At 64.7% G+C, this 12699-nt stretch carries 9 protein-coding genes; 2 read left to right on the top strand and 7 right to left on the bottom strand.

Going from position 1 to position 12699, the window contains the following annotated elements; genetic code table 11:
- Nucleotides 1-48 precede the first annotated feature (48 nt).
- On the bottom strand, nt 49-1236 hold the full coding sequence (locus tag ABIB35_RS14405; RefSeq protein WP_354182412.1) for an ROK family transcriptional regulator: 1188 nt from the start codon (nt 1234-1236) through the stop codon (nt 49-51).
- Between the two features lie 174 nt (nt 1237-1410).
- Nucleotides 1411-2391, bottom strand: a complete 981-nt coding sequence (locus tag ABIB35_RS14400; protein WP_354182451.1) for an ROK family glucokinase — start codon at nt 2389-2391, stop codon at nt 1411-1413.
- A gap of 242 nt (nt 2392-2633) precedes the next feature.
- On the opposite strand from ABIB35_RS14400, the gene ABIB35_RS14395 reads away from it, so the two are divergent.
- The gene (locus ABIB35_RS14395) at nt 2634-4442 is read left to right on the top strand and encodes an AMP-dependent synthetase/ligase (RefSeq protein WP_354182411.1); all 1809 of its coding nucleotides are present in this window, start codon (nt 2634-2636) and stop codon (nt 4440-4442) included.
- 104 nt (nt 4443-4546) lie between these two features.
- On the opposite strand, the gene ABIB35_RS14390 is transcribed toward ABIB35_RS14395, so the two are convergent.
- A complete protein-coding gene (locus ABIB35_RS14390) occupies nt 4547-5959 on the bottom strand; it encodes a mycothione reductase (RefSeq protein ID WP_354182410.1) in 1413 nt (470 codons plus the stop codon).
- Nucleotides 5960-6048: 89 nt separating this feature from the next.
- Nucleotides 6049-9453 carry a pyruvate carboxylase gene (locus ABIB35_RS14385; protein WP_354182409.1) on the bottom strand — a complete coding sequence of 1135 codons (3405 nt, stop codon included), beginning with the start codon at nt 9451-9453 and terminating at the stop codon, nt 6049-6051.
- A 244-nt stretch (nt 9454-9697) separates the two neighbouring features.
- Between ABIB35_RS14385 and ABIB35_RS14380 the strand changes: the two genes are divergently transcribed.
- The gene (locus ABIB35_RS14380; RefSeq protein WP_354182408.1) at nt 9698-10537 is read left to right on the top strand and encodes a ParA family protein; all 840 of its coding nucleotides are present in this window, start codon (nt 9698-9700) and stop codon (nt 10535-10537) included.
- A gap of 69 nt (nt 10538-10606) precedes the next feature.
- Here ABIB35_RS14380 and ABIB35_RS14375 read toward each other — a convergent pair whose 3' ends face one another.
- From ABIB35_RS14375 to ftsR, 3 genes are all read right to left on the bottom strand, one after another.
- On the bottom strand, nt 10607-11194 hold the full coding sequence (locus ABIB35_RS14375; protein WP_354182407.1) for a MerR family transcriptional regulator: 588 nt from the start codon (nt 11192-11194) through the stop codon (nt 10607-10609).
- 219 nt (nt 11195-11413) lie between these two features.
- Entirely contained in the window at nt 11414-11914 is a 501-nt protein-coding gene (locus ABIB35_RS14370; RefSeq protein WP_354182406.1) for a bifunctional nuclease family protein, read from the bottom strand.
- Nucleotides 11915-11919: 5 nt separating this feature from the next.
- The gene (gene ftsR / locus ABIB35_RS14365) at nt 11920-12690 is read right to left on the bottom strand and encodes a transcriptional regulator FtsR (protein ID WP_354182405.1); all 771 of its coding nucleotides are present in this window, start codon (nt 12688-12690) and stop codon (nt 11920-11922) included.
- Between the last annotated feature and the right edge of the window lie 9 nt (nt 12691-12699).

Here is a 12699-nt window from a genome sequence, read left to right as displayed (position 1 = left end):
TCCCTTTCGTCATTGAAATTACGGGTAAAGCATTGGGTCAAGCCCGTTTCAGGCAACTCCGAGTTGCTCTGAGAGGACCATCACTGCCGCGCCGCGCAGGACTATGTCCTGGCCTTGCGTGGTCATCCGAAAAGTCACGTCACTGTGAAATTCGTCCAGTGTCCGCTTCCGGAGTGTTACGGCGGCAGCCTCCAGGAGCGTGCCGCCAAGCAGGTTTAGCGGTCCGCTCAGGACCACTTCAGAAAGGTTCAGGGCACCCACAATCGGGGCCAGTGCAATCCCTAGCCGTTGTCCGGCCTCGGACAGGACCCGCTCACGCGTCCCGGCGTCGCCGCCGGCGGCGGCCGCTTCCAGGTTTGGGACCGATAACCAGGTTTCCAGGCAGCCGGTCTTCCCGCACGCACACTGCGCACCGCCGTCGGTCCCCACTGTGACGTGGCCGATTTCTCCCGCGGCATACCGGCTGCCCAGAAGGAGGCGGCCGCCCACAACCAGGCCGGACCCCACTCCGTGACCCACTTTGATGAGCATGAGATCGTCATCGGCGCTGGAGAAAGAGATCTCAGCCAGGACGGCGGCGTTCGCATCGTTGACCACAGTGACGGGAACCTCGCAGGCCTCGGCGAGGATTCTGCGAAGGTCAACGTTGAACCAGCCAAGATTGGGTGCCGATTGGACCACGCCGCTGGGATCCACAATTCCCGGCGAACCCACGCCGACGCCGAGCAGCGGTGCCGTAGCCAGGTCAACGGTCCGACGCAGCAGGCCCACGACTTCCCGGATGCACTCTTCGCCTCGGCTGGCCTTGTGCGGCACTTCGCAGCGGTCCAGGATATTGCCGTCCAAGTCCATCAGCGCTCCGCGGAAGACCTGGTGTTCGGCCAGGTCCAGGCTGACGATCTGCAGCCCCTCCCGGTTGATGTCCACCAGCATGGCGGGTTTTCCGGGCCGGGATTCCTCCCGGTGCCCCAGTTCAACCACATAACCGCTGGTGATGAGTTCGCCCACAAGGTCTGAAGCAGTAACCCGGGTGAAGCCGAGCTCGCGGGCTAGATCAGCCCGGCTGAGTTCCCCCGAGCGGTACAGCGTTTGCAGGACAAGCGCCAGGTTGTAGCTGCGGGCGTGCCCGGGCAAGGCCCGCGCGGCCTGCCGGAGCGCCGGGCGCGGCAGACGCGTCAGGGAGGGTTCCTGAGCCGTCAAAGCCGCCGGGCGGGTGTCTGTGATTCGCGCCATCATGTTTGAAAGTATTCTTTACAAACAAACTTTCGACAAGGGTTTTCACCAACTTTTTCCGGCCTGGCCCGAAGACGCCCCCGCCGCCGGGCATGGGAAAGGACGGCGGCTTCCACACGCCGGGGAGAAAACCGTTCAGTGCGGGCGCGCCGCCCGGCGGGAACGAACCCGGCCGAATCAGCGCCGGGCGGCTATGCGGGACAGATCAGCGGCCCCAATCATTCCGGCCGCCGGCCCCAGTTCTGCGAGTTCAAGACGGGCCGCGGGCCGGAATCCCCGGCCGGTGAGGTTCCGGGCAAAGGAGCGCCGCGCAGGTTCCAGCAAAAGGTCACCGGCTGCGCTGAGCCCGCCGCCCACCACGAACATCCCGGGATCCAGCGCCGCGGCGAGGTTGGCGAGTCCGAGGCCAAGCCACTGTCCCACTTCCTCCAGCAGTTCCACGGACGCCTGGTCCCCCTCAAGTGCCATCCGGGTCACCACTGCCCCGGAAATAGCACTGATGTCTCCGTCAACGGCCCGCAGCAGTTCCTGCGCCACCGGGGAATTTGCCGCCGCCAGTTCACGGGCTTCACGTCCCAGCGCGTTGCCTGATGCGTACTGCTCCCAGCAGCCACGGTTTCCGCACTCACAGCGCTGTCCGCCGGGCATGATGATCTGATGGCCAAACTCTCCGGCCACGCCAAACCTTCCGCGCTCCAGCCGGCCGTCCATAATCATGGCACCACCGATTCCGGTGCCCAACGTCACGCAGACCATCCGGCTCTGACCGAGGCCGGAGCCAAAGCGCCACTCGGCCCAGGCAGCGCCGTCGGCATCATTGACGAGGTAGACGCGCCTACGCAGGAGTCGCTCAAGGTTCTCCCGCAGCGGCTCATTCCGCCACGCCAGATGCGGGCTGAAGAGCACAGTACTGCCGGCGAGGTCCATCCACCCGGCGGCGCCAATGCCCACGGACCATACGTGATGGTTGGCGGATAACTCGCCCACCAGGTCCACGATGACCGATTCCACTTCCCGGGGATCCTGTCCGGGGGTGGAACGGCGCGCCTCGGCGAGGACCCTGCCGTCGCCGTCGACCAGCCCGGCGGCAACCTTGGTGCCGCCGATGTCGATCCCGATGGCCAACCCGCGCCGCCGCATCCGATTGGGGAGCCGCATGGGCCGGCGTGCGGGGAAAGGCTCAATGGCACGGCGCTGCCAAAGGGTCGGAGCGGAACGGGGAACGGGCGCTGGGGTTACTGGACGCATCAACAGACCATTCTATTCACCCCGCGCCCGCGCCGCGAAAGCGTTATTGGTTCGAGAAGTTACCGGCCAGTATTTAAAGTGATCTCCGTTATAGGCTGAGGGGTAATGTCTGCGTAACGTCCGCAGGGCAGCCGGATATCAAAGGAGCTATCGTGCGTGAATACAGCGTCCCCCCTCTGGTGGAGTCTCCAGTGGAGAGCAACACCACAGACCTGCTGCTGGAACAGGCGGCCAAGGCCTCCAACCCGGCACTGTTTTCCGTGCGTGGTGCCGACGGGGCATGGCAGCCCGTTACGGCCACCGAGTTCCTGAAGGACGTGAAGCTGCTGGCCAAGGGCTTTGCAGCCTCCGGCATCCAGACCGGCGACCGGGTAGGGCTCATGGCGCGGACCCGGTACGAATGGACCCTGGTGGATTTTGCCCTCTGGTTCGCCGGCGCTGTTTCCGTTCCCATCTATGAGACCTCATCGCCGAACCAGGTCGCGTGGATCCTCGGAGACTCCGGTGCCGTGGGCGTCGTCGTAGAATCTGCCCGTCATGAGAACGTGGTCCGGCAGGCGGCCGTGGAGGACGATCTCTCTGCCGTCGTCAACGTCTGGCAGATTGACGGGCCGGGGCTGGACGAGCTGAGGGCAGCAGGGGCAGCGGTGTCCGACGACGAGCTGGAAGCCCGCCGCTCCAAGGCCACCCTGGAGGACACCGCCACCATTATCTATACCTCCGGAACCACCGGACGCCCCAAGGGGTGCGAGCTGACACACGGAAACTTTGTAAACCTCTCACGGAACGCTGCGGCGGCACAGCCCGAAGTGTGCCGCGAGGGCGCCCAGACCATCATGTTCCTGCCGCTGGCCCACGTCTACGCCCGGTTTATCTCCATTCTCAGCGTCACCTCCGGCGCCACTGTGGCACACACCTCCGACGTTAAGAATCTCCTGCCGGACCTGCAGAGCTTCAAGCCCACCTTCATCCTGGTGGTTCCACGGGTCTTCGAAAAGGTCTACAACAGCTCCATGCTCAAGGCCGAGGACGGCGGCAAGGGCAAGATCTTCCACGCCGGAGCATCAGCTGCTATCGCCTGGTCCAAGGCCAAGGAAAGTGGCAAGATCCCGCTGAGCCTGAAGATCAAGCACGCCGTGTTCGACAAGTTGCTTTACGGAAAGATCCGCGACGCCATGGGCGGCCGGGTGCAGTACGCCATCTCCGGGGGCGCTCCGCTAGGTGAGCGGCTGGGACATTTCTTCCGCGGGGTGGGCGTCCTGGTCCTGGAAGGCTACGGCCTGACGGAAACCACGGCTCCGGTGACCAGCAGCACCCCGCGGCGGGTGAAGATTGGTTCGGTGGGCACTCCCCTGCCGGGCAATGCGCTGAAAATTGCGGACGACGGCGAGGTCCTGGCCAAGGGTTTCAGCGTCATGAAGGGCTATTACAACCGCCCCGACCTCACGGCCGAGAACTTCGTGGACGGATGGTTCCGAACCGGAGACATTGGCCAGCTGGATGAGGACGGGTTCCTGAAGATCACCGGACGCAAGAAGGAAATCATCGTCACGGCCAGCGGAAAGAACGTCATTCCGGCCGCTCTGGAGGACAGCATCCGCGCGGACGCCATTGTGTCCCAGTGCGTGGTGGTCGGAGACCAGAGGCCGTTCATCTCCGCACTGGTGACCCTGGATGAGGAAGCCCTTCCCGGCTGGCTGGAACGCCACAAGCTGCCGGCGGGAACCACCGTTACCGAAGCGGCTGAAACCGCTCAGCTCCAGAACGAGATCCAGGCGCTGGTGGACCGGGCCAACAAGCACGTATCCAAGGCCGAGTCCATCAAGGTTTTCCGTGTAGTTCCGACCGACTTCACCGAGGCCAGCGGCCACCTCACTCCGTCCATGAAGATTAAGCGGGCCCAGGTCCTCAAGGACTTCTCGGCCGTGGTGGATGAGATTTACAGCGGCCAGAAGGTCTAGCCGCGCCGGAAGCAGCAGGTACGGCGCCTGGCGCTAGCAGAGCAAATGAGCCGGTCCGGGAGTTCCCGGGCCGGCTCTTCGCGTTCCTGGCCTTCCTGGCTTTCCTAGCTTTGTGCTCCGGTCTGCAGCGACAGCAGGGCGTTTTCCACGACCTCGGTGAGGGCTGGATGGATCCAGTACTGGCCCGAAGCCATGGTTTGCGCGTCCAGCCCGAAGGACATGGCCTGAATCAGCGGCTGGATCAGCATGGAGGCCTCGTGGCCCATAATGTGGGCGCCGAGGATTTTTCCGCTCTCCTTCTCGGCCAGCAGCTTCACGAATCCTGTGGTGTCCTCCATGGCCCAGCCGTACGCGGTGGAGCCGTACTCCTGCACGGCCAGGGCCAGCTCCACGCCCCGTGCCTCCGTGTCCGCGCAGGCTTCCTCCTCCGTCATGCCCACGGAGGCGATCTGCGGGCTACTGAAGACGGCCGAGGGCACAAACCGGTGGTCACTGGCCCTGTGCTCCTGCGGATGCACCAGGTTGTAAGCCACCGTGCGGGCCTCATGGTTGGCCACGTGCTTGAGCTGGAAGTCGCTGCTCACGTCTCCCAATCCCCAGACGCCCTCAACCGGCTTACCGTCCTTCAGCACACGCTGATATTCGTCCACGGCCAGCCGGCCGTCGGCACGCTGGTCGAATCCGGCGGCCCGGACATCGAGGCGGTCGGTGTTGGGCACGCGGCCGGTCGCCACCAGCACCAGATCGGCGTCGAGGTCGCTTTCCCCCTGCGGACCTCGAAGGCGGGCGCGGACGGAGCCGTCCGGGTTTTCGATCAGGGACTCCACCTGCGTGTCCAGCCGTACGTCCCACTGTTTGGCGGCTTCTCTGGTGAAGCGTTCGGAGACCGTGGCGTCCATTGCCCGCAGCAGGGTGCCGGAACGTGCCGCCATGGTGACCTTCGCGCCGAAAGCGGAGAACACAAAGCCGAACTCGGCGGCGATGTACCCGCCGCCGATTACCAGGATCCGCGGCGGCAGATCGGGGATCCGCATGACGGTGTCCGAGGTGTGCACCTGCGGCAGGTCCATGCCGGGAATATCGGGCAGCACCGGCCGTGAGCCGGCGGCCACCACAATCTGGTCGGCAGTAATCCGCCGGCCGTCCTCTGTTTCCAGGGCATGCTCGCTGACAAACCGCACCCGGGTCTCATACAGCGTCACGTTATCCAGTTCCTCCGCGCGATAGTTCCGGCCGCCCTCGGAAATGGAGTCGATGCGGGTGAAGATGCGGTCGCGGATGTCCCGCCAATGCACCTTGTCCAGGGTCACATCCACCCCCAACCGGCCGGCGTCGGACCCGGCCGCTGCCAGCTGCGCCGGATACACGAACATCTTGGTGGGAATGCAGCCCACGTTCAGGCAGGTACCACCAAAGGTGCCGCCGTCGATCACTGCAACTTTCCTGCCGTCCCAGTCAGGGGTAATCAGGGAGTTGCCGGAGCCCGAGCCAATAATGGCCAAATCAAAGTGAGTCACTCTTCCAGTCTAGGACGCCGAAGGCCCCGGTATCCGTTGCCGGATACCGGGGCCTCCCGCAGAGAGTGCGTCAGCTCACGGGCTGCCGCTTAGTCCTCCTTGGGATCAATCGCCACCAGGAGGTCTCCGCCCTGTACCTGCTCGACGGCGGAGATCGCCAGCCGGGCGACGGTGCCGGACACCGGTGCCGTGATGGAGGCTTCCATCTTCATGGCTTCGATCGTGGCGACCGTTTCTCCGGCCGCCACGTCGTCGCCTTCCTTCACCGTGACGGTGACGGCGCCGGCAAACGGTGCCGCCACGTGCCCGGGATTTCCGGGATCTGCCTGTTCGGCCACCTTGGCTTCCGATTTCACGCTGCGGTCGCGGACCAGAACGGGGCGCATCTGCCCGTTGAGGGTGGTCATGACCGAGCGCATACCCTTCTCATCCGGCTCCGACACCGCTTCAAGGGTGGCAATGAGCCGTACGCCCTTCTCGAGTTCAACCACGTGTTCCACCCCGCGCTGCAGGCCGTAAAGGTAGTCCCGCGTGTCCAGGACCGAGACGTCTCCGTAGGTTTCCCGCACCGTAGCGAATTCCTTCGCCGGGCCGGGGAACAGCAGCCGATTCAGCGTTTCCCGCCGGGTTGCCGAATCGCCGGCCAGGCCGGCACGGTCCACCTCGGTGAGTTCGGCGTCGCGCACCTTGATGGTGCGTCCCTGGAGTGCCTTGGTGCGGAAGGGTTCCGGCCAGCCGCCGGGCGGGTTGCCCAGTTCGCCGCTGAGGAATCCGATGACGGAGTCGGGAATGTCGTAGTTCTGCGGATTCTCCTCGAAATCATCGGGGGAAACGTTGCTGCCAACCAGCTGCAGTGCCAGGTCCCCCACCACCTTGGAGGACGGGGTGACCTTGACCAGCCGGCCCAGGATGCGGTCTGCGGCCGTGTACATGTCCTCAATGGCCTCGAAGCGTTCGCCCAGCCCCAGCGCGATGGCCTGCTGGCGAAGATTGGACAGCTGGCCGCCGGGAATTTCGTGCTGGTAGACGCGGCCGGTGGGGCCGGCCAGGCCGGATTCAAACGGGGCGTAGACGCGGCGCACGGCTTCCCAGTAGGGCTCCATGGCGCTGACGCCGTCCAAATCCAGTCCGGTGTCGCGGTCGGTGTTGACCAAAGCCGCTACCAGGGAGGAAGCGGAGGGCTGGCTGGTGGTTCCGGCAAGGGAGGCAGTTGCCACATCAACGGCGTCCACGCCCGCGTTGGCCGCGGCCAGCAGGGTGGCAAGCTGCCCGCCGGCGGTGTCATGGGTGTGCAGGTGCACGGGCAGGTCAAAGCGTTCGCGCAGCGCGGCCACCAGTTTGGCGGCGGCGGCGGGACGGAGCAGTCCGGCCATGTCCTTGATGGCCAGGATGTGGGCACCGGCATCAACCATCTGCTGGGCCAGGCCCAGATAGTAGTCCAGTGTGTAGAGCGTCTCGTGGGGATTGAGCATGTCCGCCGTGTAGCACAGGGCTACTTCGGCCACCGCGGTGCCCGTGGCGCGGACGGCGCGGATGGCAGGCTCCATCTGTTCGACGTCGTTCAGGGCGTCAAAGATCCGGAAGATGTCCACGCCGGCGCTGGCGGCTTCAGAGACGAAGGCCTCCGTCACCTCAGTGGGGTACGGAGTGTAGCCCACGGTGTTGCGGCCGCGCAGCAGCATCTGGATGCAGATGTTCGGCAGTGCCTTGCGCAGCGACACCAGCCGCTCCCAGGGATCCTCGCCAAGGAAGCGCAATGCGACGTCGTATGTGGCTCCGCCCCAGGCCTCAACCGAGAGCAGTTCCGGGGTGAGCGCGGCCACGGCGGGCGCGGCCATCAGCAGATCGCGGGTACGCACCCGGGTTGCCAGCAGTGACTGGTGGGCATCCCGGAAGGTGGTGTCGGTGACGGCCAGTGCCTGCTGTGCGCGGAGTTCGGCCGCGAAACGCTCCGGGCCAAGTTCCTCAAGCCGCTGGCGTGATCCCGGCCGGACCTCGGGCAGATCGGTGGGCAGCTTGTCGGCCGGGTCGACATGCACGGGCAGTTCCCCGTGCGGCTTGTTCACCGTAGTGTCCGCGAGCCAGCTCAGCAGCCGTGAACCGCGGTCCGCTGAACCTCGTGCGCTGAGCAGTTCGGGACGCTCCTCGATGAAGGAGGTCGCCACGTCACCGGCGATGAAATCGGGGTCGTCGAGGACGGCCTGCAGGAAAGAGATATTTGAAGAGACCCCGCGGATGCGGAACTCAGCAAGGGCACGCCGGGCGCGGTTTACGGCGGCCGGGTAGGTGCGGCCGCGGCAGGTCAGCTTCACCAGCATGGAATCGAAGTGCGGGCTGATCTCAGCTCCGGCATAAACCGTGCCGCCGTCGAGCCGGACACCGGCGCCGCCGGCGGAGCGGTAGCCGCTGATTTTGCCGACGTCGGGGCGAAAGCCGTTGGCCGGGTCCTCGGTGGTGATCCGGCACTGCAGCGCGGCACCGCGGACCTGCAGCTCGTCCTGGCGCAGCCCCAGGTCTTCCAGGGTTTCACCGGCGGCGATCCGCAGCTGGGACTGGACCAGGTCCACATCGGTGATCTCTTCGGTCACGGTGTGTTCCACCTGGATGCGCGGGTTCATTTCAATGAACACGTGCTGGCCGGCGCGTTCGCCGATAGTGTCCACAAGGAACTCCACGGTGCCGGCGTTTTCATACTTCAGCGCTTTCGCGAACTTCACGGCATCGCGGTACAGGGCCTGCCGGATACCCTCATCAAGGTTGGGGGCCGGTGCAATTTCGATGACCTTCTGATGCCGGCGCTGCAGGGAGCAGTCACGCTCGAAGAGGTGGATGACGTTACCCTCGCCGTCGGCCAGGATCTGGACCTCAATGTGACGGGGCCTCAGGACGGCCTGTTCAAGGAAGACGGTGGAATCACCAAAGGCAGTGTCAGCTTCACGCATGGCTGCGTTCAGCGCCTCCGGCAGGTCCTTTGCGGTGTCCACGCGGCGCATGCCGCGGCCGCCGCCGCCGGCCACTGCCTTGACGAAGATGGGGAACCCGATGTCCTCAGCCTCACCGAGCAGCTTTTCCCGATCCGAACTTGGGGGCGTGGAGCGCAGCACCGGGATGCCTGCTTCCCGAGCCGCGTTGATGGCATGCACCTTATGGCCGGCCAGCTCCAGGATGTCCGCCGCAGGACCAACAAAGGTGATCCCCGCTTCCTTGGCAGCACGGGCCAGCTGGGGATTTTCGGAGAGGAACCCGTAGCCGGGGTAAATGGCGTCGCAGCCCGATTCCTTCGCGACACGGATGATCTCGTCCACATCCAGGTAGGCCCGGACCGGATGGCCCTCCTCGCCGATCAGATACGCCTCGTCAGCTTTCTGGCGGTGGATGGAGTTGCGGTCTTCGTAGGGGAACACGGCAACGGTCTTCACGCCCAGCTCGTAGGCGGCACGGAAGGCACGGATGGCGATTTCTCCGCGGTTGGCTACCAGTATCTTCGAGAACATTGCACTCCTGCATCGTTGCCGGTGGGGACAGCGGATACCGCTGCCTCCTCGAATTCTATTCCAGACTATTTCACCGTGACCGCTTCTCGTGTGTCCCGCGTCACCTGTCTTATTCTGCTTTTTCCACGCCACCCTGCAAAACCCATGCTGCAGGAGTTACCGCCGGGCGTCACATAGAATGAAACTGCAGCCTCACAAGGGCCCCGCTCGTGATCCCTAGACACGTTAGGTTTTGGTTCAACAAGTGCAAGTAGTGAGCATCAGCAGTCTGAAGGGCGGCGTGGGCAAGACTTCCGTGACGCTCGGACTGGCGTCGGCTGCACTGGCAGCAGGAATTCCCACCCTCGTCGTGGACCTGGACCCGCACGCGGACGCCACCACCGGCCTGGGCGTCGCGGCTGCGGACAAGCCCGGCGTCGGTGAAATGCTCAAGAATTCCCGCCGCGCGCAGCTCGCGGACAATGTTGTTCCCAGCGGGTGGGTGGCCAACGAACGGCGGACCGCAAAAAGGGACCCCAAGGCCCAGCCTGTGCTGGATGTCGCCATGGGCTCGGCGTATTCGGGTATTTATGACCGTCCGGACCTGGGGCGGCGGGACCTGAAGCGTCTCTCCACCCTCCTCTCCCGAGTCAGCGGGTACGGGCTTGTCCTCATAGACTGCCCTCCCTCACTCAACGGACTCACCAGGATGGCCTGGACCGCCAGCAACCGGGTCCTGCTCGTTGCGGAGCCAGGACTGTTCTCCGTCGCCGGCACCGAGCGGACCATGCGGGCCCTGGAACTGTTCCGCAAGGAGTTTGCGCCCAATCTTGCTCCGGCAGGGATCATTGCCAACCGGGTGCGAACAGGTTCCAACGAGCACACTTTCCGACTGGCGGAAATGAAGCAGATGTTTGGCGGACTGCTGCTGAACCCCACTATTGCCGAACAGGCCAACTGGCAGCAGATTCAGGGTGCGGCCCACTCGGTGCATCACTGGCCCGGCGAATCGGCCAAGCAGGCAGCCGGCACGTTCGACGAGTTGCTGAAGAACCTCGTGGAAACCGGTAGCGTCCGCAACCGCGTCATCCGCCGCGCAGGCTAGCCGCCGCACGCAAGAACACCCCGGGGCGACAGCGCCCCGGGGTGTTCTTGTCCCACGAAAGTGTTTCGCCTAGCTGATCTTGCGGGCAATCCGCCGCTGACTCAGTTCATCCCCGGGAAATTCATGCTCGCTGACGTGCTCACTGGGCAGCTGTGCGAGGCTTCCTTCAACTTCCCGCCAGACACGGCCGACGGCGATGCCGAAGACGCCCTGCCCGCCCTGTACCAGATCAATGACCTCATCCGCCGATGTGCATTCGTAGACGCTGGCACCGTCGCTCATGAGCGTGATCTGGGCCAGGTCCTCCACACCGCGCTCCCGCAGGTGCTCAACGGCGGTTCGGATCTGCTGGAGCGAAACACCGGTATCCAGGAGCCGCTTAACGACTTTGAGGACCAGGATGTCGCGGAAGCCGTAGAGCCGCTGGGTGCCGGAACCGGAGGCACTGCGAACTGCAGGCTCCACCAGGCCGGTGCGGGCCCAGTAGTCGAGCTGGCGGTAGGTGATCCCCGCCGCCTTGCAGGCTGTCGGACCGCGGTATCCGGCGTCCTCATCGAGAACGGGCAGATCCTCAGTAAACAGCAAGCCCTGGGCTCCGGGAACCTTGCCCGGCGCAGCGGCGTGGTTATGCCCGCCGGCATCGCCTTTCGGACTCACTTGTGCCTCCTAGTAGCGGTTCCCGAGGGGGGGGTCAGCACGGGACGAAGGTGTCGGGGACGACTACCTTTAGTGTGCCCCGCGGAACCTCTCAGGGGAAGAACCCCGGTAAAGAGGAAAAGGCGGAGATCCGTGCAGTGGGAACTCTATGCTTCGACGTTAGATCTGACCACGTCCAAGGTCAAAGATGCAGGCCCTTTTTCTGAAGGCGTGTCGGGCTCAGCGTTCAAAGTCCTCGGGTTCAACGTCGGCTAGGAACTCGCGGAACTGCCGCAGCTCCTGTTCGGCGTTCTCCTGGTCCGCGTCATCTTCCCCGGCCTCCTCCGCCTCAGCTATCCGTACACCGGCCTCATCCAGGACGGCGTCAGCACAGAAGATGGGGCAGGGAGCCCTCAGTGCCACCGCTATCGCGTCTGAAGCCCTGGAGCTGACAGCAACGCCGTTGTCGAAAACGAGCTCCGCATAGAAGACTGTGTCCTCAACCGACACCAGCCGGACTTCAGTGACACTGCGGCCCAGCGCAGCCACCACCGAGGCGAGGAGGTCGTGTGTCATGGGCCGAGGGGGAACTATTCCCTGCTGGACAAACGCTATGGCGCTGGCCTCGGGGGCACCAATCCAGATCGGCAGGTGGCGTTCCCCGTTGAGTTCCTTCAGCAGCACCAGCGGCTGGTTGGACGGCAGCTCGATCCGGACGCCCACAACTTCGACTTCGCGCATGGTCCTCAGCCTTCCATCCGTGCGATATGTCCGTTCACCAGGGCGCTGTGCAGATTCAGGCAGAGATCACTGATCTCCCGGGCCGTCTCCGCTGCACGCGCCTTGGACGCGACGTCGCGCCGGGACGCCAGCGGTGCCACCACGCTTTCCACCAGCCCCAGCTCCCGGTCAGCCGCCGCCCGAAACGGACGCAGGTGGCGGGGTTCAATGCCGTGCGCCTGAAGTTTGGCACAGGCTTTGGCCACCTTCAGCGCATGTTCGTCATAAACACCATGCTCCGCAGTGCTTTCCGGTGCCGTGATGAGACCGTAACCGGCCAGGTTCCGCACCAGATCAGCCGAGGCCCCCGATTCCCGGACCAGCTCGTTGAAGGTCAGACCGCGGGCGTACGTGCGGGCCGTCAACTCCCCCGCCAGCTGATCGGACACAGCCCGCGGCGTGAGCGACATCCCGCCGGGCAGGGATTCGGGGCGCTCCCCCCGATCAATGGCATCCAGGTAGTCCTTGATGATCTTCAGCGGCAGGTACTGGTCCCGCTGGAGGGCGAGGACAAAACGCAGCCGCTCAACGTCGGCGTGGGTGTATTTCCGGTAACCGGCTGCCGTTCGCTGCGGGGTCACCAGGCCCTTTTCCTCGAGGAACCGGATTTTCGAGGCGCTGATGCCGGGAAAATCGGCACTGAGCTCACCCAGCACTTCGCCGATATTGAGCACACGGCCGCGCAGACGCTCGGTCCCCGTGCCCAGGGTCCGCCTGACTGGCTGTGATGCTGACATTCCTGGTAC

The sequence above is a fragment of the Arthrobacter sp. UYP6 genome (genome assembly GCF_040547315.1).
In the GTDB taxonomy this organism is placed as follows: Bacteria; Actinomycetota; Actinomycetes; order Actinomycetales; family Micrococcaceae; genus Arthrobacter_B.
The sequence above is the reverse complement of the archived record's forward strand: the minus strand, read 5'-3'. Positions and strand labels throughout refer to the sequence as shown.

Bases quoted from the DNA above. Each gene is read 5' to 3' on its own strand.
- ABIB35_RS14405 (WP_354182412.1), bottom strand. From the start codon at position 1,236: ATGATGGCGCGAATCACAGACACCCGCCCGGCGGCTTTGACGGCTCAG.
- ABIB35_RS14400 (WP_354182451.1), bottom strand. From the start codon at position 2,391: ATGCGGCTCCCCAATCGGATGCGGCGGCGCGGGTTGGCCATCGGGATC.
- ABIB35_RS14385 (WP_354182409.1), bottom strand. From the start codon at position 9,453: ATGTTCTCGAAGATACTGGTAGCCAACCGCGGAGAAATCGCCATCCGT.
- ABIB35_RS14370 (WP_354182406.1), bottom strand. From the start codon at position 11,914: ATGCGCGAAGTCGAAGTTGTGGGCGTCCGGATCGAGCTGCCGTCCAAC.
- ftsR (WP_354182405.1), bottom strand. From the start codon at position 12,690: ATGTCAGCATCACAGCCAGTCAGGCGGACCCTGGGCACGGGGACCGAG.